This is a genomic window from Herminiimonas glaciei, from assembly GCF_042664955.1.
GTDB classification, from domain to species: Bacteria; Pseudomonadota; Gammaproteobacteria; order Burkholderiales; family Burkholderiaceae_D; genus Oxalicibacterium; species Oxalicibacterium glaciei.
Window position 1 is genome coordinate 17,475 of sequence record NZ_JBHTBU010000002.1, and the last position, 25,401, is coordinate 42,875.

General features: G+C 54.9%; 25 protein-coding genes. 13 read left to right on the forward strand and 12 right to left on the reverse strand.

What is annotated here, in order from left to right; genetic code table 11:
* Positions 1–30 precede the first annotated feature (30 nt).
* Complete coding sequence (locus ACFQPC_RS10880; protein WP_382271921.1) at positions 31–1,158, reverse strand: Rieske 2Fe-2S domain-containing protein; 1,128 nt, start codon at positions 1,156–1,158, stop codon at positions 31–33.
* A 116-nt stretch (positions 1,159–1,274) separates the two neighbouring features.
* On the opposite strand from ACFQPC_RS10880, the gene ACFQPC_RS10885 reads away from it, so the two are divergent.
* On the forward strand, positions 1,275–1,985 hold the full coding sequence (locus tag ACFQPC_RS10885) for a GntR family transcriptional regulator (protein ID WP_382271922.1): 711 nt from the start codon (positions 1,275–1,277) through the stop codon (positions 1,983–1,985).
* 22 nt (positions 1,986–2,007) lie between these two features.
* Here ACFQPC_RS10885 and ACFQPC_RS10890 read toward each other — a convergent pair whose 3' ends face one another.
* Entirely contained in the window at positions 2,008–3,045 is a 1,038-nt protein-coding gene (locus ACFQPC_RS10890; protein WP_382271923.1) for a GlxA family transcriptional regulator, read from the reverse strand.
* A 225-nt stretch (positions 3,046–3,270) separates the two neighbouring features.
* On the opposite strand from ACFQPC_RS10890, the gene ACFQPC_RS10895 reads away from it, so the two are divergent.
* From ACFQPC_RS10895 to ACFQPC_RS10910, 4 genes are all read left to right on the forward strand, one after another.
* Complete coding sequence (locus ACFQPC_RS10895) at positions 3,271–4,377, forward strand: S-(hydroxymethyl)glutathione dehydrogenase/class III alcohol dehydrogenase (protein WP_195876418.1); 1,107 nt, start codon at positions 3,271–3,273, stop codon at positions 4,375–4,377.
* Positions 4,378–4,396: 19 nt separating this feature from the next.
* On the forward strand, positions 4,397–5,248 hold the full coding sequence (gene fghA / locus ACFQPC_RS10900) for an S-formylglutathione hydrolase (RefSeq protein WP_382271925.1): 852 nt from the start codon (positions 4,397–4,399) through the stop codon (positions 5,246–5,248).
* A gap of 176 nt (positions 5,249–5,424) precedes the next feature.
* A complete protein-coding gene (locus ACFQPC_RS10905) occupies positions 5,425–5,844 on the forward strand; it encodes a YidB family protein (RefSeq protein WP_382271927.1) in 420 nt (139 codons plus the stop codon).
* Positions 5,845–5,996: 152 nt separating this feature from the next.
* Entirely contained in the window at positions 5,997–6,311 is a 315-nt protein-coding gene (locus tag ACFQPC_RS10910) for a PsiF family protein (protein ID WP_011979444.1), read from the forward strand.
* Between the two features lie 100 nt (positions 6,312–6,411).
* On the opposite strand, the gene ACFQPC_RS10915 is transcribed toward ACFQPC_RS10910, so the two are convergent.
* Complete coding sequence (locus tag ACFQPC_RS10915) at positions 6,412–6,576, reverse strand: hypothetical protein (protein ID WP_187148345.1); 165 nt, start codon at positions 6,574–6,576, stop codon at positions 6,412–6,414.
* Between the two features lie 438 nt (positions 6,577–7,014).
* Here ACFQPC_RS10915 and ACFQPC_RS10920 point away from each other — a divergent pair, with 438 nt between their 5' ends.
* The 7 genes from ACFQPC_RS10920 to prmC all read left to right on the forward strand — a co-directional run bounded on the left by ACFQPC_RS10920 (position 7,015) and on the right by prmC (position 15,498).
* Positions 7,015–7,704, forward strand: coding sequence for a response regulator transcription factor (locus ACFQPC_RS10920; protein WP_011979443.1), 690 nt, complete (start codon positions 7,015–7,017; stop codon positions 7,702–7,704).
* Between the two features lie 32 nt (positions 7,705–7,736).
* Positions 7,737–9,167, forward strand: coding sequence for a FecR family protein (locus tag ACFQPC_RS10925; protein WP_382271928.1), 1,431 nt, complete (start codon positions 7,737–7,739; stop codon positions 9,165–9,167).
* A 16-nt stretch (positions 9,168–9,183) separates the two neighbouring features.
* Entirely contained in the window at positions 9,184–11,562 is a 2,379-nt protein-coding gene (locus tag ACFQPC_RS10930; RefSeq protein WP_382271929.1) for a CHASE2 domain-containing protein, read from the forward strand.
* 73 nt (positions 11,563–11,635) lie between these two features.
* Positions 11,636–12,925, forward strand: coding sequence for a glutamyl-tRNA reductase (hemA, locus tag ACFQPC_RS10935; protein ID WP_382271930.1), 1,290 nt, complete (start codon positions 11,636–11,638; stop codon positions 12,923–12,925).
* A 106-nt stretch (positions 12,926–13,031) separates the two neighbouring features.
* On the forward strand, positions 13,032–14,114 hold the full coding sequence (gene prfA / locus ACFQPC_RS10940) for a peptide chain release factor 1 (protein WP_382272928.1): 1,083 nt from the start codon (positions 13,032–13,034) through the stop codon (positions 14,112–14,114).
* A gap of 68 nt (positions 14,115–14,182) precedes the next feature.
* Positions 14,183–14,656, forward strand: coding sequence for a disulfide bond formation protein B (locus ACFQPC_RS10945; RefSeq protein WP_382271932.1), 474 nt, complete (start codon positions 14,183–14,185; stop codon positions 14,654–14,656).
* On the forward strand, positions 14,656–15,498 hold the full coding sequence (prmC, locus tag ACFQPC_RS10950; RefSeq protein ID WP_382271933.1) for a peptide chain release factor N(5)-glutamine methyltransferase: 843 nt from the start codon (positions 14,656–14,658) through the stop codon (positions 15,496–15,498). The genes ACFQPC_RS10945 and prmC overlap by 1 nt, the downstream gene beginning before the upstream one ends.
* 14 nt (positions 15,499–15,512) lie before the next feature.
* Here the strand turns inward: prmC and ACFQPC_RS10955 are convergent, their stop codons facing one another.
* From ACFQPC_RS10955 to ACFQPC_RS10990, 8 genes are all read right to left on the reverse strand, one after another.
* A complete protein-coding gene (locus ACFQPC_RS10955) occupies positions 15,513–16,034 on the reverse strand; it encodes a TlpA disulfide reductase family protein (RefSeq protein WP_382271934.1) in 522 nt (173 codons plus the stop codon).
* Positions 16,035–16,122: 88 nt separating this feature from the next.
* Entirely contained in the window at positions 16,123–18,102 is a 1,980-nt protein-coding gene (locus ACFQPC_RS10960; RefSeq protein WP_382271936.1) for a M48 family metallopeptidase, read from the reverse strand.
* Positions 18,103–18,180: 78 nt separating this feature from the next.
* Positions 18,181–18,771 carry a LemA family protein gene (locus ACFQPC_RS10965; RefSeq protein WP_382271937.1) on the reverse strand — a complete coding sequence of 197 codons (591 nt, stop codon included), beginning with the start codon at positions 18,769–18,771 and terminating at the stop codon, positions 18,181–18,183.
* Between the two features lie 107 nt (positions 18,772–18,878).
* Positions 18,879–20,396 (reverse strand): BCCT family transporter, encoded by a 1,518-nt coding sequence (locus ACFQPC_RS10970; protein ID WP_382271938.1) that lies wholly within the window; start codon positions 20,394–20,396, stop codon positions 18,879–18,881.
* Positions 20,397–20,480: 84 nt separating this feature from the next.
* On the reverse strand, positions 20,481–21,131 hold the full coding sequence (locus ACFQPC_RS10975; protein WP_382271939.1) for a BON domain-containing protein: 651 nt from the start codon (positions 21,129–21,131) through the stop codon (positions 20,481–20,483).
* A complete protein-coding gene (locus ACFQPC_RS10980) occupies positions 21,124–21,720 on the reverse strand; it encodes a phosphoheptose isomerase (protein ID WP_011979431.1) in 597 nt (198 codons plus the stop codon). The genes ACFQPC_RS10975 and ACFQPC_RS10980 overlap by 8 nt, the downstream gene beginning before the upstream one ends.
* Positions 21,721–21,774: 54 nt before the next feature.
* Entirely contained in the window at positions 21,775–22,146 is a 372-nt protein-coding gene (locus ACFQPC_RS10985) for a YraN family protein (RefSeq protein ID WP_382271940.1), read from the reverse strand.
* A gap of 8 nt (positions 22,147–22,154) precedes the next feature.
* Positions 22,155–23,435, reverse strand: coding sequence for a penicillin-binding protein activator (locus ACFQPC_RS10990; protein ID WP_382271942.1), 1,281 nt, complete (start codon positions 23,433–23,435; stop codon positions 22,155–22,157).
* Positions 23,436–23,447: 12 nt separating this feature from the next.
* Between ACFQPC_RS10990 and rsmI the strand changes: the two genes are divergently transcribed.
* On the forward strand, positions 23,448–24,371 hold the full coding sequence (rsmI, locus tag ACFQPC_RS10995) for a 16S rRNA (cytidine(1402)-2'-O)-methyltransferase (protein ID WP_382271943.1): 924 nt from the start codon (positions 23,448–23,450) through the stop codon (positions 24,369–24,371).
* Here rsmI and ACFQPC_RS11000 read toward each other — a convergent pair.
* Positions 24,368–25,378 carry a septal ring lytic transglycosylase RlpA family protein gene (locus ACFQPC_RS11000; RefSeq protein ID WP_382271944.1) on the reverse strand — a complete coding sequence of 337 codons (1,011 nt, stop codon included), beginning with the start codon at positions 25,376–25,378 and terminating at the stop codon, positions 24,368–24,370. The genes rsmI and ACFQPC_RS11000 overlap by 4 nt on opposite strands.
* Positions 25,379–25,401: the final 23 nt, after the last annotated feature.

The following is a 25,401-nucleotide window of genomic DNA, read 5'->3' on the forward strand; positions in this document are numbered from 1 at the left end:
ATTCATTCCTTTTAGCTGATCAATGCCAATTCAGACGGCGGCTACCTGGGCTTGCGCCACACTTGCGATTGGTGGCTCGACGATGTCGGTGAGTAGCGCGCGTTCGAATTGCTCTTTCCCTTGTAAGGCGGCCGAAGCCAGTTCACGCTGCCATTTGCGGTACTGGATTGATACCTTGTCCGTCACGACCGAGATCTCTTCAGTACAGATGTGGTGTGGGAATTGCGATTCGATTACCGGCTGGTCTTCAGCCAACACCTGCTTCTGGAACGCGACATGGGTAGCGTCATCATCGTCGGTGTCGGCGCGTGCAATGATCATGAAATTGCGGCATGTCATGTCATCGATAGGGCATGAGGTGGTCCACAGGACGAAGCGCTCCGGCTTCCGATACAGCGCAATTTCAAGATTGACCGTATATGGCATGGTGCAACGATAGTTGAACGCACCCAGTGGCGAATGCTCAGGTAACTGTTCCAACATTTCCTTCGGCGGTTCTATCGAAAAGCGAAGTTCCCCATTTACCCGGTTGACCGGCGCCATTGGCGGCCGCGCAAATGCCGAGTCGTATAAGGTGCCGGGATGGACAAAAGCAAAGTGCGAGAAGTCCGTGAAGTTTTCCCAGCGACGCTCGGCCGAGGTTTGCCATACATAAGAGTCGACCACCACCACCCGCATGCCTTCCTCTTCCCAGTCACTGAAGAGCGGGATCTCGGTAACACCGAAGGATGCATCCAGCCGCACCCAGACAATGTCATAACGGACTTCGCACTCAAAAGCATCGCTGCGTGCCTTTTTAGGTATCGGCAGTTCAGGACAGGCAGGGATAGTGCGACAAGCCCCGTCCTTGTCATATTGCCAGCCGTGATAAGGACATTCGAGACGGTCGCCGGCTGCGCCCTGTTTCACACAACCTTTTGATAATTTGGCAAAGCGGTGGGCGCAGCGATCGCGCATGGCAGCAATCCTGCCGTCCAGTTTCGCCAGCACGATATCTTCGCCGAGCAATTTGACTGCCATCGGGCCGATTCCCGCAGGCGCTGATTCTGTAAATTCCTTGAGGGTGCAAACCGGGTGCCAAAAATGGCGCAGATAGGACTTATCCGCTAAAAGCGCTGTAAAGCTCATTTCATCTCCTTTGTTGTCGATCCATAACATTTTGCATACTATTTTTATGTATTGTATGCAATTTAAACGGATAGTCAAACAAATTGTGGAAAAACTGCACAAGGAGTTATCATGGCTACATCGTTCAGCACTTCTTTCTATCCCTTATGCCCAGTCCGGATTTAGCTACCCCCACCCAGCGCATCGTCGATGCCGTCACCGAAGCCGTACTGGCACAACGCCTGGTTCCCGGAACCAAGTTGAACGAAGCCGAAATGGCGGATATTTTTGGCGTAGGCCGGACCGTGATACGGCAGGCATTGATACGCTTGTCGCAAGACAAGCTGGTGACGATCGAACACAATCGCGGCGCGCACATCACCGAATTGAGCGACCTGGAAATCAGGGAAACATTTGAAGTGCTGGCGATGCTGGAATGCGCAGCGCTGGAGAAATTCATCAAAACCATTACGGCTTTTGATATCGCGAAGTTACGCCAGCACATCGCCCACCAGAGCGGTGCGCACCAGCATCACGATATCGACCAGGAATTCAGGTTGGGTCCGGATTTTCATGTGCTGATCGTAGGTTTGGCGCATAACCGCGTGCTGGAAGATATCCACGGCAAGCTGACCGCACAGGAACGCCTGATCACTTCGCAATACTATGGCGAATTCGACCATGTCCACCTGTGCCAGGATCACTCGCAACTGATAGACCTGATTGAAAGCGGGGACCTCGCACGTGCACAGCAACTGCTGATCGGGCACTACCGCACGCTGGAAAGTTATTGTATAGGACGCAAGCAACGCAAGGCCATGATCCCGCTGAATGTAGCGTTTCGCGACTTGGTCGATACAGGCAATAACGCGGCGTAGTTAAACGCTGTCGTTCAGGTAATCAGGAAATTACAGCCGGCATTGCACCGGCGTTACCCTCATTAATCCCGGTTGTCGCAAAACGTTCGCGATACACCTTGGGCGTAATCCCAAGTCGTTTCTGAAATACGCGCCGCATGTGATCGTCATCGGTGAAGCCACTCAGCGCCGCGATTTTTTTGATCGGCAAAGCCACATCTGCCAATAATTGTTTGGCCAATTCGAGGCGACTCGCCTCTATGAATTCCTGCGAACTCTGCCCGACTTCCTGCTGGAATACGCGCGCAAAGTTGCGCACGCTCATCATCGCTTTTTGCGCCAGCGTTGTCGACGACAAGCGCTGATCGAGGTTTTCCAAGATCCAGTTCTGCACTTCGCGGATATTCGGCCTTGCGGTTTTCTGGCTCAGCAAATGCGTACTGAATTGCGACTGTCCACCCGGACGTTTCAGATACACCACCATATCGGTCGCCACATCAAGTGCCAGTTCACGACCAAAATCTTCTTCGACAAAAGCCAGCGCCAGATCAATCCCGGCAGTCACACCGGCCGAGGTCCACAAGTTACCGCTACGCACAAAGATCGCATTGGCATCAACTTCGATTGCCGGGAATTGCTCCTGCAACATTTGCGCCACGCTCCAGTGCGTAGTCGCGCGCTTGCCTTCCAGCACACCAGCCGAAGCCAAAAAGAAAGCACCGGAACATAGGGCTGCGAGACGATTGATGTGCGGATGGACTGCGACTACCCAGTCGACGATAGGTCCTGCATTTTCCAGTGCTCCCTGGATATTCCGCGCACCAACGATGATGGCGTCATCCGGCAGGGCCAGGTTGCTGACCGCTTTCGCCGCATGCAAGACCATCTGGGTATCTGATTGGACCGGTCCGGCGCTGGTAGATACGAAGCGCACATCATAACCATTGCCTTTGCGCTGCCGCTGCAGGTGCAGGTTGGCGTATTCGAATACCGACAGCGGACCGATGGCTTCCAGCGCCTTGAAGCCCGGATAAATAATGATGTCGACAGTTCTGGGAGTGTGCGGTTTCAATGCATTCATGGCTTGTTGGTCGCAGTACAAATGCGCGGTGTGGATTATTGCCCGGGAGCAGAAATGTGCAGTTGCACATCACGGCGTCACAGTTCATCGGCCATTAAATTCGGGTCATTATGGCAGCATTTTCGGCCATTCATGCATAGGCTTTCCCATATATCGGAATTGATCAATGACAATCACTGACGTTCTTGTAGCTGATTCTTTTACCGATAATAAAGAGGCAAAAAAATGAAAACCAAAGCAGCCGTTGCGTGGAAAGCTGGCGCGCCATTGACCATCGAAGAAGTTGACCTGGCCGGACCAAAAGCCGGCGAAGTATTGGTCGAAATCAAAGCCACCGGCATATGCCATACCGATTACTACACACTGTCCGGTGCGGACCCGGAAGGTATCTTCCCCGCTATCCTCGGCCATGAAGGCGCCGGCGTGGTAGTCGATGTCGGTCCCGGCGTGACGACGCTGAAGAAGGATGACCATGTCATTCCGCTGTACACCCCGGAATGCCGCCAATGCAAATTCTGCCTGTCGCGCAAAACCAATCTATGCCAGGCCATACGCTCGACCCAGGGTCGCGGCCTGATGCCGGATGCAACCAGCCGCTTTTCGCTGGATGGCAAGCCGCTGTTCCATTACATGGGTACATCGACCTTTTCAAATTACATCGTGGTACCGGAAATCGCACTGGCAAAGATACGCGAAGACGCACCGTTCGATAAAGCCTGCTACATCGGTTGCGGCGTCACCACCGGTGTTGGTGCGGTCGTGTTTTCGGCCAAGGTCGAAGCCGGTGCCAATGTGGTGGTGTTCGGGCTCGGCGGTATCGGCCTGAATGTGATCCAGGCGGCGAAGATGGTTGGTGCCGACAAGATCATCGGCGTTGATATCAATCCGGGCCGCATCGAAATGGCACGTAAATTCGGCATGACGCATTTCGTCAATCCGAAAGAAGTCGAAAACGTCGTCGACCACATCGTGCAACTGACCGATGGCGGCGCTGATTACTCGTTTGAATGCATCGGCAATACCACCACCATGCGCCAGGCGCTCGAGTGCTGCCACAAGGGCTGGGGCCAATCCTTCATTATCGGCGTCGCCGCCGCCGGCCAGGAAATCAGCACCCGTCCGTTCCAGCTGGTGACCGGTCGTGAATGGAAAGGTTCGGCATTCGGCGGCGCACGCGGTCGTACCGATGTACCGAAAATTGTCGACTGGTATATGGAAGGCAAACTCAATATTGACGACCTGATTACCCACACCTTGCCATTGGAGCGCATCAACGAAGGTTTCGACCTGATGAAGAGCGGCGAATCCATACGTTCCGTCGTCCTGTATTAAGAAACCGACGGAGGCCGCGATGTTAGAACTGATCAGCGAACATGGCTGCTATGGCGGGGTGCAGAGGTTTTATCGGCACCAATCCACTGCTACAGGATTACCGATGCGCTTTTCGGTGTTCTTGCCGGCACAAGCCAGCGCTGCCCAGGTCCCGGCCCTGTTTTATCTGGCCGGGCTGACCTGCACTGAAGAAACCTTCGTCATCAAGGCAGGGGCACAGCGTGTCGCGGCCGAGCTCGGCATGATCCTGATCGCACCGGATACCAGCCCGCGCGGTGCCGGTGTTCCGGGTGAAACGGATAACTGGGATTTGGGTGTCGCGGCCGGTTTCTATCTTGATGCCACTGCAGCACCGTGGAATACGCATTACCGGATGTATAGCTACCTGCTAGAATTGTATGAGCTGGTCATCCGGGAATTCCCGGTACAAGCCAATCGTATCGGTATTACCGGTCATTCGATGGGCGGCCATGGCGCACTTGTGATGGCCTTGCGCAATCCGGACAGGTTCCGCAGCGTCTCCGCCTTTGCACCGATTTGCGCACCCAGCCAATGTCCGTGGGGCATCAAGGCTTTCTCCGCCTATCTCGGCAGTGATCAGCAATCCTGGCGTCAATATGATGCCAGCGCACTCATGCAGCAAATGAAAACACCATTCCCCGGCGGCATACTGATCGACCAAGGCTTGAGTGATCAATTTTTTCCTGATCAGTTATTGCCGCAAGCCTTCAAAGCAAGCTGCCTGCACGCGCAACAATCGTTAACCTTGCGCCGGCACGCCGGCTATGACCACGGCTATTATTTTATTTCCACCTTCATCGAAGACCACCTGCGCTTCCACCATAAAAATTTGCAGGCGGATCGCAAATAAACCACCTCACCTACAGCGACATCTGCGCTTTACTCCCGGGCAATTAACAATTGTTAATTGTAATGAGAATGCCATCTTTTTGATTTAGTATGGCCGAAGTGGGACGGACTCGCGCCCCATTTCGTGCCGACACTATGCCGACACGACCGGTATGGTTTGTTTTTTCGGAGGGTGTGATGGGATTACTCGATCAACTGGCAGGACAGGTAATGGGCTCGCTCGGCGCGCAAAAGCAGGATCCGGTACCGCAGGGCGATTTGATGGGCAGCATCATGGAACTGGTAAACCAGGCAGGTGGCGTACAAGGTTTGCTGGAAAAACTGCAAAGCGGCGGCCTGGCCGAGCAAGTCGCTTCATGGATAGGCACTGGTGAAAACCAGCCGGTCTCCGGCGACCAGATCAAGGATGCATTGGGTGCCGACAACATCCAGCAAATCGCACAGCAGGCAGGCATCGCACCGGAACACGCAACAACCGGCCTCGCGCAACTTTTGCCGCAAATCATCGACCAGCTCACACCGAATGGACAGGTGCCGCAAGGTGATGACCTGTTGCAACAAGGGCTGGGCTTACTCAAGGGTAAATTCTTCGGTTAAGCCTTGTTCCGGGCAAAGTTGCAGGTCGCGACAGAAATTGTGGTGCCGACGTCAACTGGATAGAGTTTCAGGTCGTTGTAGTCTAGGCAGCATCGTTGTTTTCATATCAATACTAATAAATGTTTTCCGACTCCCTTTCTTGAGAGGTTCCAATGAATAAAATTCTAGCGTTTCTCATCTCAGCCGCCTTTGCCAGCTGCGCGTTTGCAGCCGATCCTGCACCAGCCGCTCCGGCCAAGGAAAAAACCGCGCAGCAAACCAAGATGACGACCTGTAACAAGGATGCCGAAGGTAAAAAGGGCGACGATCGCAAAGCCTTTATGAAGGATTGCCTCAGCGGCAAACCAAAAGTCAGCGCCGCGCAACAAGCGCAACGCGACAAAATGGCGAGCTGTAACGTGGATGCAAAAGATATGAAGGGCGACGATCGCAAGAAATTCATGAAAACTTGCCTGGCTAAAAAATAAGCCGGCTGGCCGTCACCGTACGGCCTGGTCAAAGCAAAGGGCGGAACTGCGAGCAGTTCCGCCCTTTTTCATTTCAGTTCAAAGTAAGCTGTGTTGCAGCCTATATCGCAAACAGGATTTCGAGGAAGGTAACGGCTCCCAATGTAACCAGTGGGGCGCCGACCACAAAAGCGGCAATTGGAGCAAGGTCGCCGTCTGCATCTACTTTTTTGGCGGATTGGACAACGTCAGTCAGGTGCCATGAATTCAGGTCTTTAAATTTCATGATTGCCTCCGGTTTGTTCCAACGTTAACTTTCTCGGGATTGCATCTTTAGTATAGGAAATAAATATGCGGAAACAAGTGTTTTCCTTTTCTGCCAACGTATGTTGACGTGATAAATGTGAATCCACCCGCTTAACAATTACGTATATCAAGAAGACACACATTTTGCGTATGTCACAGAAAATGTGCATCACTGCATGCTGAACTAATGCACTCTTGTGCAGTATTTGAGTCTATTTTTCACGAACGTTAAGGTAACTTTTATCGTAGGCATGAGTCAGAAAAAGACTGACATGATGCAAAAAAACCATAAATGTTTGATATTCACGCTCGTATTTTGTGAAATATTGTCACATCGCAATCCTTGAAGACCCAGCATGGGAATACTTTGTTAAATTAGAGCAACGAAATACAACTCGCTGTCCAAAGCGCCAAAAATATGCGAATTGCCGTACTCGATGATGACCGCAGCCAGACAGACTTAGTCTGTCAAGTGCTCAGTGCCGCCGGCCATTTCTGCCATCCCTTCCAGAGTGGCAAGGAATTGTTGAATCAATTGCGCCGTGAAAGCTTCGATATGTTAATTATCGATTGGCAGGTTCCAGATCTGAGCGGTGCCGACGTTTTGCGCTGGGCACGCGAAAAGCTGCCGACCAATCTGCCGGTGCTGTTCATGACCAGCCGCTCGGGTGAAGATGATATCGTGGCCGGCCTCGCAGCCGGTGCAGATGACTACATGATCAAGCCTATCCGCCGCGGTGAGTTGCTGGCACGCGTACAGGCCTTGTTGCGCCGGGCTTATCCGAGCCAGAATCCGATTGAGCAAATCCAGTTCGGCAATTTCATTTTCGAAGCACGTACCGGTCGCCTGACCATGTCCGGCGCTCCGATCGAAGTCACGCAAAAGGAATTCGACCTGGCCTTGCTGTTCTTCCGCAACCTGGGTCGCCCGCTGTCACGCGCCTATATTTTGGAAGCAGTGTGGGCCCGCGATGTAGAAATTCCATCGAGAACCATGGATACCCATGTATCCAGAGTCCGGAGCAAGTTACAATTGCGTCCAGAACATGGTTTTCGGTTGGCTCCGGTGTATAGCTACGGCTACCGCCTGGAGCAAATGACAGGCTAGCAAGGCGCACCAGGGTTGCGCGGAGAACAAGCATGCGCATTACCCTTCATAAATTGATGTTGGTTCTGGCACTGGCGATAGGGCAAACCCCTATCGTATGGGCGGCTGCATCCACGGCCGCACCAGGCAGCATTACTGTCCAGTCATCCGGCATTACCTATTACGCCCAGGCCGGCGACACCCTGATGTCGATCGCGCAGCGCCTCACCACCAAAACCGGCAATTGGGTCGCCCTCGGCACCATCAACCGTATCAGCAAAGACAGCAATATCCCGATCGGCACCGGCATTATCATCCCGACTGAATTGCTGGCTGACGAGCCGACCGATGCAACTGTCATTGCACGTAACGGCAATATCATCGCAACCGCAGCGGATGGCCGCGCCATGACAATCGATATCGGCAGCAAGGTTGCCGAAGGCATGCGCATCACGACCGGCAGCAATAGCTTCCTGACACTGTCGCTGGCCGATGAGTCACGTATTTCGATACCGTCGAACAGCAATGTACTGCTCGCCAAATTACGCAAATCACTTTACACCGCCAGCCCGCGCACCGAGGTCAAACTGCTGCGTGGCCGCGTGGTCTCACGCGTCTCACCGCTGGATACCAACAAGGGCCGCTTTGAAGTGCGGACTCCGGCCTCGGTTGCCGGTGTGCGCGGCACGCATTTCCGCGTCGGCCTGAATGGCGACAAGGTGGCGACCGAAGTATTGGATGGTCACGTCGCGGTCGGCTTGCCGCAGACTCCCGAAGCCCGCATGCTCGACAGCGTGAAAGGCAATATCATCGCTGGCCATTCAGTCGGTCGCGCGGTTGACTTGCTGCCTGCACCGCAATTGGCGAACATGCCGTACCGCCTGAATGGCAATGCGCAATTCACGTTTACCCCGGTGAAAGGTGCACGCGCGTATCACGTACAACTGGCACAGGATGCCGAAACCCTGCACATGCTGGCCGAGACCAAAGGCAATTCACCAGAAGTCGTACTGGAAAATATCCAGGAAGGCAATTACTTCGCACAGATATCCGCCATCGATGAGCGCGGCCTGGAAGGCATGCCGCGCACGCTCGCCGTCACCATCAAGAATCGCCTGGCGCCGCAGAAGGAAGCCGCAGCGCAGGATGCACCGTCGGTCGTCAACAACTACAGCAAGGAACTCGAATTGCGCTGGAACGGCTCCGCCACGCAAAAGTACAATATCCAGGTGGCACGCGATGTGGAATTTACCTGGTTGCTTTTCAACAGCAATGTCACCGGCAATGAAATCAAACTGCCGCGTCCTTCATTCGGCACGTATTTCACGCGCGTGCAAAGTGTGAATGCGGATGGCAGCAGCAATCCTTACTCCTCTGCACAAACCCTGATCGTTACCGATCAATGGATCATCAACGACGGCCACCCATTGCGCGGCAAAGAAGCTGCAGCGCGCGACGGTAACCGCGCGACAGACCGTCAGTAAGCGCCAGTACCAACTGATGAAAATCCGCTGGCTCTCTCCACTCGTGCGGCGCCTGGCACTGCGCGAATGGTTAATGCTGTTCATCGGCCTGCTGACGCTGGCCATTGCATTGGGTTGGCAAAATGGTTTGGGCCGTCTCGACCAATCGCTCTACGATTTATTCCTTTCCATTGATGACAACAAGCCGGTACGCGAAGACATCATCATCGTTGCCATCGATGACTATAGCCTGGCCGAACTAGGGCGCTGGCCCTGGCCCCGTACACTGCACGCCGACCTGATCAACAAACTAAATAAAGCAAAGCCGCGTGCCATCGGCCTCGATGTCATCCTGTCCGAAGAATCAACAACACAAGCGGATGGCCAGCTGGCAGCCGCCATCATGCAAAACCAGCATGTCGTGCTACCGGTGGTCCTGAGCAATGCCGGCCAGGGCTTAAGGGCAGGCTTGCCGATATCCTTGCTGGCAAATTCGGCGCACGCCCTTGGCCATATCAATCTCGAACACGATAGCGATGGCGTCGTGCGCAGCGTGTTCCTGCGCGAAGGGCAGAATGGCAAAGATTGGCTGCATTTTTCCGCCGCCATATTCAGTACCGGCAGCGGCATGCAATACAGTGGCACCACGGCTTTGCCCGTCCCGAAGACCGCATCGCTGATTGACACCTGGCAACGCGGCGACCAACTGTATATTCCGTACGGAGGCGGCATCGGTCATTTCAAATCCGTCCCTTATGTCGCGGTATTGCGCGGTGAAGTGCCGGATGAATTTTTCACCGATAAATATGTGCTGATAGGCGCGACTGCACTCGGCATGGCCGATTCTTATCCGACCCCGGTTTCCGGCAACGCGGGCGCGATGCCGGGTATCGAGATCAATGCGCATGTCCTGGCCAGCCTGATCGATGGCGAAGAAATCCATATTGCGGCCGCGTGGCAAACCGCCTTCTTCAATGCGATCCCGGTATTCATGGCCTTGCTTGGCTACTTGCTGCTGTCACCGCGTTTTTCCCTGTTTGCGACCGGCATCTGGATATTGGTCACGCTGGTCGCCAGTTACATCGGCTTGCGCATGGGGATCTGGATCGCACCGGCAGCAGCGGTCATCACGCTGATTATTTCCTACCCGCTGTGGAGCTGGCGTCGACTGGAAGCGGCGATTACCTACCTGGGCCAGGAATTTACCCGCCTGGACCAGGAACCACACTTACTGCCGGAAGAAAAAACCACGGTGTCGCAAAATGAAATGGCCGACGTACTCGAACAACGCATCACCGCGATGAAGAACGCGGCACGCCGTGTACGCGATTTGCGCCAGTTCGTATCTGACAACCTAGATAACCTGCCGGATGCAACGCTGGTCACCTCGGTCGAAGGGCAGGTGCTGCTGGCAAACAAGCATGCGAATGACTACTACCGCTCGCTCGGCATCGATAATGTACTGGGTCACAATATCATCGACCTGCTGGCACAACTGAAGAACCCGCAGCCGGTTGACCAGGCCGCCAACCTGTCTTTCGACTGGCCCGATTTACTCGACATCCAGGCTTCACAAACCCTGCACAACGGCATTTCGACGCAAGATCAAAAAGGCCGCGACCTGCTCGTAAAAAGCAGCCCCTGCAATTCGGCGACCAATCTGTTGACTGGCTGGATCGTCAGTGTGCTTGATATCTCCACGATACGCGCCGCCGAACGCAGCCGCGATGAAACCCTGCGCTTCCTGTCGCACGATATGCGCGCACCGCAGGCATCCATCCTGGCGCTGCTGGAGCTGCAAAGTGAAACTTCATCCGCCTTGCCACAGGCGGAATTGTTTTCCCGGATTGAAAAAGCCTCGCGCAAAACATTGGGACTGGCAGATAACTTCGTGCAATTGGCGCGCGCCGAATCGCATGAATACCGTCTTGAAGAAGTCGACTTCCAGGACGTGCTGTTCGATGCCACCGATGAAATGTGGTCACTGGCGAAGAGCCGCCACATCAGCGTGGAAATGGCAATCAGCGACGGTGAATACCCGGTCAAGGTTGACCGTACGCTAATGACGCGTGCGCTGGCCAATTTGCTGTCCAATGCCATCAATTACAGCCCGGACCATACCAGCATCGAGTGCTCGGTCTGGCTGGAACGGGATGGCCCGCAGCAACACGTGGTTTGCCGCATCTTGGATCACGGTTACGGTATCGCCGACGCCGACCAGGGCAAGCTGTTCCTGCGCTTCCAGCGTGTCGATTTACCGAACCAGCCACGCCATGATGGCGTAGGCTTAGGATTGGTATTCGTTAAAACAGTCATCGAAAGGCATCAGGGTGATATAAGCTTCATGAGTCAGGCCGGAGTAGGAACGAGTTTCACGCTAAAGTTGCCGGTCTGTCACGAAGTCGAACTGCCCTGAGGCAACAGCCTCGTGCCAAAGTGCAACAGGCTATAATGTATCGCTATTCAACCACTGAATATTTGTGCCATAAATGCAACTCCTCGCCGTCGGCCTTAACCACACTACCGCGCCTGTCTCACTGCGCGAAAAGGTAGCCTTTCCCGCTGACCAGCTCGGTCAGGCGGTGGCTTCCGCACGTAGCTGGTATGGCCGCAGTGATGCCACCACTTATACTGACGAAGCGGCGATCCTGTCGACCTGCAATCGCACCGAGTTATACGCTGCCAGCAATTTGCCGGGCGGCGTGAACGAAGCGATCGATATCACCGCACACTTCCTCGCCGATTATCACAAACTGCCTTACGCGGAACTGCGCCCTTATCTGTACGCGCTGCCGCAAGACAATGCAGTACGCCATGCCTTCCGTGTCGCGTCCGGCCTCGACTCCATGGTCCTCGGTGAACCGCAAATCCTCGGCCAGATGAAAGATGCAGTACGCCAGGCGGAAGCTGCCGGCGGGCTCGGCACCTATTTGCACCAGATGTTCCAGCGCACCTTTGCAGTAGCAAAGGAAGTACGCAGCACCACTGAAATCGGCGCGCACAGCGTATCGATGGCAGCCGCCTCGGTACGTTTATCGCAGCGCATTTTCGACAAGATTTCGGAACAGAATGTATTGTTCATCGGTGCCGGCGAAATGATCGAGCTCAGCGCCACTCATTTCGCAGCACAAAATCCGAAGTCGGTCACCATCGCCAATCGCACGCTGGAGCGCGGCCAGACCCTCGCACATCGCTTCAATGGCAAGGCCATCCGCCTGGCGGATCTGCCGGATCAATTGGCCACCTATGACATCGTCATTTCCTCGACGGCTTCATCCCTGCCTATCATCGGCCTCGGCATGGTGGAACGCGCGATCAAGGCACGTCGCCACAAACCGATGTTCATGGTCGACCTCGCCGTGCCACGCGATATAGAAGCCGAAATCGGGCGCCTCGACGACGTCTTCCTGTACACCGTGGATGACCTCGGCAGTTTTGTACAGACCGGCGTCGAAAATCGCCAGGCGGCAGTCGCACAAGCCGAAGCCATCATCGAAACCCGCGTACGCTCCTTCATGCACTGGATAGATGCCCGCGCCGTGGTACCGGTAATCCAGGATTTGCATGAAACCAGCGAAGCCATGCGCATGATAGAACTGGAACGTGCACGCAAGCTGCTGGCCAAGGGGGAAGATATCGATGCGGTACTCGAAGCCCTGTCCAAAGGCTTGACCGCAAAATTCCTGCATGGCCCGCAACAGGCCCTGAATAACGCCCAAGGTGACGAACGCGCCCGTCTCGCCGCCTTGCTGCCACAGCTGTTCCGCACCAAGCGCTAGCGACGCTCTTCCTGCCGGTCAGCCCTTGCGCCGACCACACCATTGCATCCTGTCCGACACGGCGATGCACAGCAACAAAATCAACCAGAACCAAGATAAAAATATGATGAAACCATCGATGCTCGCCAAACTCGATCAATTGACCGAGAGACTGGACGAATTGAATGTGCTGCTGATGCAGGAAGACGCGACGTCCAATATGGACAACTACCGCAAGATGACACGTGAACACGCCGAGCTCGGGCCACTGGTCGCGCTGTATGGCAACTACCGGCAAGCCGAAAGCGACATCCAGGATGCGCAGGGCATGTTATCCGATCCGGATATGAAGGAATTTGCACAGGAAGAAATTGCCGCCGCCAAAACGCGCATGGAGCAGCTGGAAATCGATTTGCAAAAAATGCTGTTGCCGAAAGATCCGAATGACGACCGCAATATCTTCCTCGAAATCCGTGCCGGTACCGGCGGCGACGAAGCGGCACTGTTTGCCGGCGATCTCCTGCGCATGTACAGCCGCTTTGCCGAACGCAATCGCTGGCAGATAGAAATGGTGTCGGAGTCGGCGTCCGAAGTCGGCGGCTACAAGGAAGTCATCGTACGCATTATCGGTTTCGGTGCTTACTCGAAACTCAAATTTGAATCCGGCGGCCATCGCGTGCAACGCGTGCCGGCAACGGAAACGCAGGGGCGCATCCATACCTCGGCCTGTACCGTCGCCATCATGCCGGAAGCTGACGAAGTCGAAGACGTCAACATCAACCCGGCGGATTTGCGCATTGATACCTATCGCGCGTCCGGCGCCGGTGGCCAGCACATCAATAAAACCGATTCCGCGGTCCGCATTACACACCTCCCGACCGGCATCGTGGTCGAATGCCAGGATGACCGCAGCCAGCACAAGAACAAGGCTTCCGCCCTGAAAGTGCTGGCGGCGCGCATCAAGGATGTCCAGTTGCGCGAACAGCAATCGAAGGAAGCGGCCACACGCAAATCATTGATCGGTTCCGGTGACCGCAGCGAACGCATACGCACCTATAATTTCCCGCAAGGGCGCATGACCGACCATCGCATCAACCTGACTTTGTATAAACTCGACTTCATCATGGATGGCGATTTGACCGAGTTGACCAATGCACTGGCAGCGGAACATCAGGCAGAATTGCTGGCGGCGCTCGGCGATGCAAATTGATGCAATGATCCGGCAACTATTTCGGTAATCCTTACTCTTAACGTGCATCCTTTTTTGAGAATCCAGCAATGAAAAACTCCAAACCCGTGCTGCTCGCCGTTGCCTTTGTGTCACTGGCCCTGTTGGCGGTCGCACTGTATCTGCAACATGTAGAAGGCATGCTGCCTTGCCCGCTGTGCGTGATCCAGCGCTATGCCTTCGCCGCGATTGCCATCATCTGCCTGATCGCAGTCTATCTGCCACGTGGCGCAGCCAAGGTCGCCACCGGCCTGGCAGCACTGTCGGCGATAGCCGGAGCCGGTGTCGCCGGCTGGCACATCTATATCAAGGCCAATCCGACCGTATCCTGCGGTATCGATCCGCTGGAAACATCGTTGAATACGATACCGACCGCCAAGCTGCTGCCTTTCCTGTTCCAGGCGGATGGCCTGTGCACCACCGAGTACGCACCGATACTCGGCTTGTCTTTGCCACAATGGGCATTGGTCTGGTTCGCCGTGATCGCTACTTATCTGATTTACACCACCATCAAGAAGAATTAATGAGCGCCAAGGATGCAAGCGTCGCTGCCGGCACCACCATCGCTGCGATCATGCAGCGGGCGCCGATCGCACAATTGGAAGCACGCATCCTGCTCGGGTATGTCACGCAACTCTCGCGCGTGCAATTGATTACCCAATCGGAACGCGCACTGACGGCAAGCGAAGCGCAACAGTTATTGCAACTATTTGCGCGCCGCTGCGCCGGTGAGCCGATCGCCTACCTGACCGGGGAGCGCGAATTCTTTGGTTTGTCGTTTGACGTCAACCCGGCCGTACTCATCCCCCGTCCTGATACCGAATTGCTGGTTGAACTGGCGATACAACACCTGCCACCACAAGGCCGCGCGCTGGATATGGGTACCGGTTCCGGTGCGATTGCGATTGCACTGGCACATGCACGCCCCGATGCCAGCGTCACGGCACTGGATGTCAGTGCTGAGGCACTCACCATTGCGACAGGCAATGCCAATAAAAACCAGGTCAAAGTGGATTTCCTGCGGAGCGACTGGTTCAGCGCACTGGATGCACAACGCTTTGATTTGATCGTGTCGAATCCACCCTATATCGTCGCAGGCGATCCGCATTTGTCCGAAGGTGATTTGCGCTTTGAACCGGTCGATGCACTAACCGATCATGGCAACGGTTTATCCGATCTGCAAACCATCACACGCGGCGCAAGGCCATACCTGGCACCAGGAGCGTGGCTATTGATGGAGCATGGTTACGACCAGGCGACGGCCGTACGTGAAGCACTAAGCGCGCACGGCTACACGGAAGTGCAAAGCTGGCGCGACCTGGCAGGTATAGAGAGAGTCAGCGGCGGCAGGTACAGCGCTGTTTGATTAAGCTGACAGCATCAAGCTGCCAGCGCTTTTTCCAGCAATTTATGCAAGGCGGCAAAATCGGGTTCACCGACATAGCGCTTGATGACGTGGCCATCTTTATCGACCACTAGGGTCGTCGGCGTCAGTTTGATATCACCAAATGATTTTGCCAGATCGCCCTGGGTATCGAGTGCGACCTGGAACGGCAATTTGCGTGTCTCTACAAAATTCAATACATAGTTAGGTGGATCGTAAGCCATCGCCACCGCGATGAATTCCAATCCATTGTCCTTGTACTTATTGTAGGTGTCGACCATCTCCGGCATTTCCTTGACGCAGGTCACACAGGATGTCGCCCAGAAATTAATCATCACTACCTTGCCACGCAAATCCTGCGAAGTAAATTTCTTGCCTTGCAGATTGGTAAAGGTCACGTCCGGGATCGCATCCTTTTTGGATACCGACATATAGCCGACCACTGCCAGCGCCACGATAACGAGGGCGGCCAGGACTTTAAGCCAGGTACGCTGGGGTGCGGCAGGAGATGCTTGCATGATCGACAATCCGAAAAATTCAGTGTGCCTATTATAGTCAGGTCCTGTGTTGCATGTTTAATCGAAAATACCGACACATGCAGTACGCTCAGGACAGGGAGGCGGCAGGCCAGCCGGTATTCGTATACACCGCGGCAACTGTCGGCGGCATAGGCGCTTCCAGTGCAGCGCAAATGGCGCGCAAGAGATCGGCCAGAGGCAAGGGTAGTGCTGCCTGCTCGCCGGCTATAGCCAGCAGGGATTTGATCAATGCCGGATTGGCCAGGGGCGCCAGTTGATTCAGTTTATCCAGCGCGAGCTTGATGCGGCTGTAACTCAATGCATCTATCCCGGACACATCTTTTTCCGACAGCGCCAACGTCGGCGACGCATGGGCTGCGCGCATGAATAAGGATGCGACAGCTTCTTTGCGCAAGGGTGCGGCCACATGTGCCAGCAACGAGAATAACACCAGGCACTCTGCCCTCAATTCATTAACAGTCGCATACTTAATCCGCACTGCACGATTCGCCTGCGCCGCCAGGCGTCGCACCAATACCGTTTGCAGTACAAATTCATGCAGGCTCACACGCTTGTCACTCGCGATCATGCGCTGGAATTGCGCCAGCATGGCGTCACGTTCCGGTACCGATAACTGCCGCAAGGCCGGCATCATCAAGTCAAGCAAGGGTAGACGCGCATTCTCGGGTAATTGCACGATGGCAGCAGCCAGCCGCTTTACCTGTGCAATCTGATTCGGCATATGTTCCAGCAAGTATTGCAACTGAGGACTCCGCTCGTCGGCAGGATTCAGAAAAAGTGCATACAGCAGCAACGGTGCTTCAGCCGGATCATGCGCGACCCTATCTATCTCCGGGCTCAATCGGATCTGCGCCAACGTGCCATCGCCATATGCGTGCGCCGCCGCCAGCGCGATCGCCGTACTCGCTTCCTGCAAGTCCGTCCGCATGGCTCTCAATGGCGTGCTGGCATAAGCGAGCGCCGGCAAGGCATCAGACGGAACGGGAAAGTTGCGCACATCTTGCACACGCAACTCCTGCTCATCCGGCATCTCGACTTCTCGGCCATAGATGCGTCGCAAGCGTTCCTGCAAGGGTGGATGCGTGGCAAAGAAGCCCGCCATCAAATGCGGCCGCACCGCACTCACGAATAGATGCGATAGCTGCTCTGCATTGCGATGACCGATATATGCGCCGGAAAAACCCTTATCACTCAACGCAGCAATCTTGCGCAAGGCATTGCCGAGACCATCCGGATTCCGCGTGAATTGTATGGCACTCGCATCGGCCAGATATTCCCGTTGGCGTGAAACAGCGAACTTAATGACGCGGCCAAAAAACAAGCCGATATAACCAATCACAAAAAATGCAAAACCAAATATGAAAGCGATAATGCGAAACACTGCCAGCTTGAAGCCAGCCTCGATGCCATCCGAGTTGTACCAGGCAAACTCCAGCGCCTGCCGGCCGAAGTCACCCACCATCTCGATACCGAAGGTCACACCGAGCAACTTCAGGTTCAGGCGCATATCGCCATTCAGGATGTGACTGAACTCATGCCCGACCACGCCCTGCAATTCATCACGCGTGAGACGCGTCAATGCCCCTTGTGTCAGCACTACAACCGCTTCATTCGGGTTATAACCTGCGGCAAATGCATTGATCGACTCTTCCTTTGCCAGCAGGTAAACCTTGGGGCAAGCAATACCGGATGCCAACGCCATCTCTTCGACGATATTGAGCAGGCGGCGCTCATGCAGGTCTATCGTATTTGGTGATACCTGGCGCCCACCCACCATGCGCGCGACAGCATCACCGCCGTCACGGAGATTGAAGATCTCTATCATCGTGCCACCACAAATCAGGAGCACGGTAATGCAGGTATTGGTAAAGAAGAAACCGTGCGGATAATGATGCGCACCAGCCAGTGGCTGGCCTTGCAACAATATCCATAGCAAGGCCATGACAATATTCACTGCCAGCACGATGGCGATGACAGCCAGTGCGAACAGCAGCACCAGCATCCTGCTCTGCCGCCTGGCGTGATCCTGTTGCTCGAAGAAATTCATTTCAATTGTGGTTTCAACTGCAAACAGGAACGAAACACATGCATGTCATCGGAAAGAGAATTGAAGGCGGGACTAAGCTCAGAAAGTAACCTTGATGGCTTTGCGTTCTTCCGGCGTTTCCGTCGACTCCAGCAATCCTGCCGTCTTGAAACCGAAGGAATTCGCGATCATCGAACCAGGGAATTGCTGGATTGCGACGTTGTATGACATCACGCTATCGTTGTAAGCCTGCCGCGCAAAAGCGATGCGATTCTCGGTGCTGCTGAGCTCTTCGCTCAATTGCATCATGGTGTGATTGGCCTTCAAATCAGGATAGGCTTCCGACAACGCAAAAAATTTACCCAAGGTCGCATCCAGCGCGTTATCCGCGATCACCATGTTTTTAAACGCCGCGGCATCAGCCGGATCGCCGTCGACCTTTTTGTTAGCATCGACCGCATGGTTGCGCGCTGCAATCACCGCTTCCAGTGTGTCGCGTTCGTGCGCCATATAAGCTTTGGCGGTTTCCACCAGATTCGGGATCAAATCATAACGACGCTTGAGTTGCACATCGATTTGGGAAAAGGCATTCTCAAAGTAATTGCGCAAAGCGATGATACGGTTGTAAACACCGACACCCCAGAATACGACGATAGCAACAATAGCCAGGATAACGAGCACTGCTGTCATGGTTTCTCCAAAAAGAAAAAGCCGCGTAACAATTGTCACGCGGCCTCAATATAGCATTACACAAAAGCAAGTTGTTAAGCGGCAAGCATTTTTTCAGCGCCTGGCCCTTATTTGGAAACCAGTTGCCGCATGCGCTGGCGTAGTTCCTTCTCTATCCGTTGCTCTTCTTTCCAGTCTTCACGTACCGCGCGCCACAGGGAAATCGCCATCAACGCGACCACTATCGTGAACGGCAAGGCAAAGACAATAGTCGCAGTCTGCAGGGCGTCAATACCGCCGGCCAGCAACAGGCTGGTGGCAATCCCGGCAATCAGGACACCCCAGGTGATCTTGATGCGTGCCGACGGATTGCTGTCACCACCGGTACTCATCATGCCCAGCACCAGTATCGCCGAATCGCCGGAGGTGACAAAAAACACCAGCACCAGCAGCGTCGCAACCACCGACATGATCAGACCAAAAGGCAGTGCATCCAGCATCGTAAACAAGGCCATCGACAGGTCCGCCTTGGCCGCTGCCGCTATCGGCACCCCTTGCCAGATTTCCATATGCAGCGCGGTGCCGCCGAATACCGAGAACCAGATGAAAGCCGCAATCGAAGGTGCGACTACGGTGCCGACAATGAATTCACGTATGGTCCTGCCGTGCGAAACGCGGGCGATAAAAAGTCCGACAAAAGGCGACCATGACAACCACCAGGCCCAGTAAAACACGGTCCACTCGCCGACCCATTCGCTATCGCGGAAAGGCATCATGCGCAAACTCATGCGTACCAGCTCACTGATATAACTGCCCAGCGTATTGGTGAAGGTATCAATAATCACAACCGTGGGGCCGAGCACAAATACCATTAGGGTCAGCAAGGCCGCCACCAGCATATTGATGGATGACAGCCATTTGACACCCTTGGCCACACCACTGACGGCAGAAGTAATAAACAGGGCGGTTGCAAAGATGATGATGCCGACCTGCACATACTGATTGATCGCCACGTGGAACACGGCAGCCAGGCCACCGTTGATCTGCATTGCGCCCATGCCCAGCGAAGTGGCGACGCCAAAGGCAGTAGCAATTACGGCCAATCCATTAAACAATCCGGACATGCGCTGTACCGGGCGCCACGGCAGGGATTTGGTCGATTCACTGATCAAGGCCACACCCTGGCGTCGATACTGGAAGAAAGCAATTGCCAGTGCCACGATGCTGTAGACCGCCCATGGATGAATGCCCCAATGGAAGAAGCTGTAGCGCATCGCCATATTGGCGGCTTCCGGCGTGCGCGCGATCGTGCCCGGTGGACCTTGTGTGAAATGTGACAAAGGCTCGGCGACGCCCCAGAACACCAGGCCTATGCCCATGCCGGCGGCAAACAGCATCGCAAACCAGGCAGGCAATGAAAATTCCGGTTCATCGTCGTCCTTGCCCAGCTTCAGGTTGCCGTAGCGACTGAAGGCGAGGAAAGCGGAAAACAGGACCAGCCCCAATACCACCCACAGGTAGAGCCAGCCGAAATTTTTGGTAATCGCATGCATCGCGACATGGGAGATCGTACCCAATGACTCCGGGGAAAATATTCCCCACAGGACCACGATCAAGATCAATCCGACAGGAAAAATCAGTTGCATCTTTTCTCTCCCCAAAAGAAAAGCCGCGCAGCAATTTGCTGCGCGGCTTTAATATACACCCCGCATGAATCTGGCAGGGAATGATTACTTCTGTTGCGACTCCGGCGTCGTCGTCAGCATGCGATATTCATCATCGCTGATGTATTCGAATACTTTCACGACTTTTTGCACACCGCTCACACCACGTGCGATATTCGCTGCCAGGTCGCCTTCTTTTTCCGTGACACGTCCCATCAGGTAGACGATGCCGCGTTCGGTTACGACCTTGATCGAGTTTGCGTACAAGGTACGGTTATCGACGATCGACGCTTTTACCTTGCCGGTGATCAGGGTATCGTTGGAACGCGATCCGAAACCGGATGCACCCGATACCGCCAACTCGTTGACAACCGATTGCACGCCTTCAATCTTGGCTACTTCACGCGTCGCGGCTTCTTTCGCTGCTTCACTCGGTACTTCGCCGGTCAGCAAGACTTTACGGTTAAAGCTGGTTACATTCACGTGACCGGCATCGCCGACCACCTTAGGAATTGCGATTTCACCTTTGACGGCAATCGATTTATCTTCCGTCTGCGCACCGAGAGTACGGCGATCAGTCGCTGCCAGCGTACCGGCCACGACACCACCGACCATTACGCCGACGCAACCCTGCAGGCTGATAGCCAGTGCGCCACCGACCAGGGCCAGCGCCAACGGGCGCTTTGCAGCATGCATCAAACTCTTCAAATCAGTCATTCTCATCTCCTCCAAATAGTGCAACGTCGATGCCGTCACACAAACAATGTATCGTTAATAAATGTACTTCCTGTATCCGTGCAGTCCTGTCATGCGGCACGCAAATATGCACGTCCGCATCGGTCAATAACTTGGCTGTAGCGCCACCGCCTTTACCGGTGAGCGCCACTACGCGCATATCGCGTTCCAGCGCGGCTTCAATCGCGGCGTTAACGTTGGCTGAGTTACCGGAAGTCGACAATGCCAGCAACACATCGCCGGATTGTCCAAATGCCTGGACTTGCTTGCTGAAAATTTCCTGATAACTATAATCGTTGCCGATCGCAGTCAGGATGGAAGTGTCGGTCGTCAGCGCCATGACTGGCAGCGGCAAACGTTCACGTTCGAAGCGCCCCACCAGTTGTGCTGAAAAATGCTGGCAATCTGCTGCCGAACCGCCATTGCCGCAAGCAAGAATCTTGTTCCCATTAGACAGGGCGCCGAACATTAGTTCCACAGCCTGCTCAATTGGACGCGCCAATACCGAGGCGGATTGGATTTTCAGCTCGGCACTTTCATGGAAGTGACTAAGAATACGTTGATTAATCATGGTGGGGGAATTATAGAGCAGTCCATCGCCAAGAGTGGCGCAAGACCAGGGATTTCAGGTTTCAATTGCATTTTTCAGCCATGTCATTTTCTTGTCATCAAAAGCAATGACATCGAAGCGACACGGCGGTGGCATCTTGTAACGTTGCAGATAAATCTGCGCGGCAATGATCAGGCGTTTTTGCTTGGCGCTGCCGATACTGGCGGCGGCACCGCCAAATTTTTGCTCGCTGCGCATCCTGACTTCGACAAAAATCAGGCTTTTGCCATCCTGCATGATCAGGTCGATTTCGCCACCCTTGCAACGGAAATTCCGCTCCAGCAATTGCAAACCTTGCTGCTGCAAGTAGGCCAATGCCTGGTCTTCACCGATCTGTCCGGCCAGTTGTTGCGCAGTGCGCGGACGCAGGAAAGCCGGTAGCCGCATGCGCGGGCTTACTGCACTTCCAGCGGCTGCACCGTACCTTCACGATAGGTCGCAGGCTGCAATACCCGCTCAAAGTAAGGTGCGCCACGACCAAAGCGGACTGTCAGCTTGCCGGTTACGCCGTCCAGGCTGAATTCATTTTGCTTGATCGCGATATTCGCCGCCACCCGGTATGCGTCTATACCCAGGGCATACAGGCGCTCGACGTCCGGACTGCTGCGCTGACCGGTAGCTTTTGGCAAACGCGGATAAGCCATCACCGCGGCATGATCGGCCTGCAATTGCCACGGCATATCGACCAGACGCACACCTTCCAGATCGACGATGCGATCGGCATTGGCCCAGTCATCCAGCGCAAACGGATTCAATTGCGAAACGCCGTACATGGTGACTTCACCACCGATCGCCAGGCGCAATTGAATTGCCTGCGCCGCATCCAGCGCGACAAAAATCAATGCCGGTTTTTCTGTCTGTATGCGTTTTTTCAGTTGCACCAGCGCGTTGGCATTCATAAAGCCACCGCTCATCGTGAGCTCCATGACTTCCGCTGTCATACCGAGCTGGCTCCATTGCCCAGCAAAAGCGCTGACGGCACGGCGTTGCCATGCGACATTGGTAGAGAGGGCGAACGCCTTTTGCTTGTTGCGATTCTTGCCAACCCAGTTCGCCACCTGGCGCGCTTCGTCTTCAATCGACAAACCCATGACCAGCATATTGGTTGGCACCTTTACTTCAGGCTCGCCCGCTGCATTCAGTTGGGTCAGCGCAATCGTCGGCTTGGTGACCGCGTGGTTTTGCACAATTGCCGTGGCGCCGCTACGTGTCAGGGGGCCGACCACAATGTCATTGCCTGCGGCTGCTTCGGTATAGCCGGCAAGCACGTCTTGCGCGGAATCGCCGGTTTCAACCAGATTGACAACATTATTGCCGGGCTCATGCTGGAATGCCGCCATAAAACCGGCGCGTACTGCATCCGAAACCTGCGCCAGCGATTCTGAGCGGCGTGGCAACAGCAGTGCGATCCGTACCGGTGGCAAGCGGGTCGTGATGACAGGCACTTCAATTGGCTCGACGATAGGCTCGTCGAGTGGTGCACTCATGGCTTCAGGCAGGGCCAGATCAGTTTGCGCCAATTGCATCTGGTCCAGCGATGACCGCTGGGCCTGAATGCCGGGTACACTGGCAAAGCTGTCAACGGCCACGTCGGCAGTTGTATTTGCCAGCACAGGCGAGCACAATCCGCTGATGAAGCTTGCCAGCACGAACATTCTCGCTAAATTTCCCAACATCCGACTCTCCCAATGACTGAACCAAGCAACAGCCTTTCCACACTCTTGCCGATTATGCACGATGTGTCACATCAGACCTATCCTTCGGCAACATTATATGTGGTGGCTACCCCGATCGGAAATGCAGGCGATATATCGTTGCGCGCTTTGCACACTTTATCGATAGTCGATGCGGTCGCTTGTGAAGATACGCGCAATACCGGCCATCTTCTGACACGTTACGGTTTGTCGAAGAACCTGATTGCCGCGCACCAGCATAATGAGCGCGAAGTCGCGGACAAATTGATAGCCCGTTTGCAGGCAGGTGAACGCATTGCGCTGGTGTCCGATGCCGGCACCCCTGCCGTTTCCGATCCCGGTGCCCGCATCGTCGATGCAGTACGCAATGCAGGTTTGCGCGTGATACCACTGCCCGGCGCATCCGCTGCAGTGACTGCACTATCGGCCAGCGGCTTGCTGAACGATCAATTCTATTTTGTCGGCTTCCTGCCGGCCAAAGCCAAACAGCGCGAAACCGTCCTCTTCGGTTTGCAGGCAATTGCGGCAACCATGGTGTTTTATGAAGCCCCGCATCGCATCACGGAAACCGTCGCGGCACTGGCTGCTGCCTTCGAGCCGACCCGGCATATTGTTTTCGCGCGTGAACTCACCAAGCTGTTCGAAGAAACACATAGATGCACGCTGGCCGAAGCGGTCACATGGATCAATGCGGATCCAAACCGGCAAAAAGGTGAATTTGTGCTGTTATTGGAAGGTGCAGCCAACGCCGGCGATCAGGATCAGATCGAAGCTGAACGCATACTCGGCATCCTGCTCGAGGAATGTTCAGTCAAGCAGGCGGCCGCCCTGGCCGCCCAGATCACCGGACAAAAGAAGAATGCCCTGTATGAACGTGCACTGCAGATGAAAAACGCGAGCGAACAGGGCGAAGATTAACGCTGCACGATAAATGGTTTGTTGACGCCGCTCTGCTCCACTTGCAAGGCGGCGGCAGCTGCTTCACCACGGCTGGCAAACGGACCGCTATACAAGCGGTACAGATTATTCGATGGCTCCACCTTCAGTTGCGGCAGGCTCTGCCCGACATTCTGCATCAGGCGTGTTCGTACCGCCTCGGCATTCGCCACCTGCGAAAAAGCACCAAACTGCAGATAGAAACCAGCCGGCAAAGCTGCCTGCGTTGCCGGGTCCTGTGGTGCAAGCGCTGTACTATTTTGCGGCAGCGGTGCCAGGGCCACTGCCTCTACCGCAGGCGGCTGTACCGGCGACGCATCCGAAACCAGCGTTGCAGCACCCTTGTTCGCATTGATACGTTCGATATCCGCCGGCAATAAACGCTCGACTTCCAGCTCCGCGCTACCGTGTCCGATGTAACCCAGCTTCAGGGCTGCGGTATAAGACAGGTCGATCACGCGGCTCGAATGGAAGGGGCCACGGTCGTTCACGCGCACAATCACTTGCTTGCCATTGCTCAGGTTGGTGACGCGTGCATACGATGGAATCGGCAGGGTCGGATGTGCCGCCGACATCTGGTACATATCGTAAGGCTCACCGGATGAAGTTTTCTGGCCATGGAATTTCTTGCCATACCAGCTGCCACGTCCACGCTGTTTGAACGGGCGCTCGTCGCTGATCGGTACATATTGCTTGCCGAATACGACATAAGGTTTATTGCCGCGATTCGCATACGGTTCTACCCGTGGTTCCGCGTCCGGCAAATTTTCCAGGCCGTCCGGGATGTCATCACCCGGGCCATCGTCCTTGTAGTAGCCGCCGCGACCGGAACCGGCAGGCGGCAGCACCGGTGTTGTCGACGAACGTGTGGCAGAACTGCCGGATGGGGATTTGCTGCCGGATGGCGTGGTAAGCGGAGTGGTACTGCAACCGGCTAAGGCGACGATAAATGATATCGCCAGGACTTGTAATACGCTGCGAAATTGCATCGCTTGCTCCTGATGATGACGGC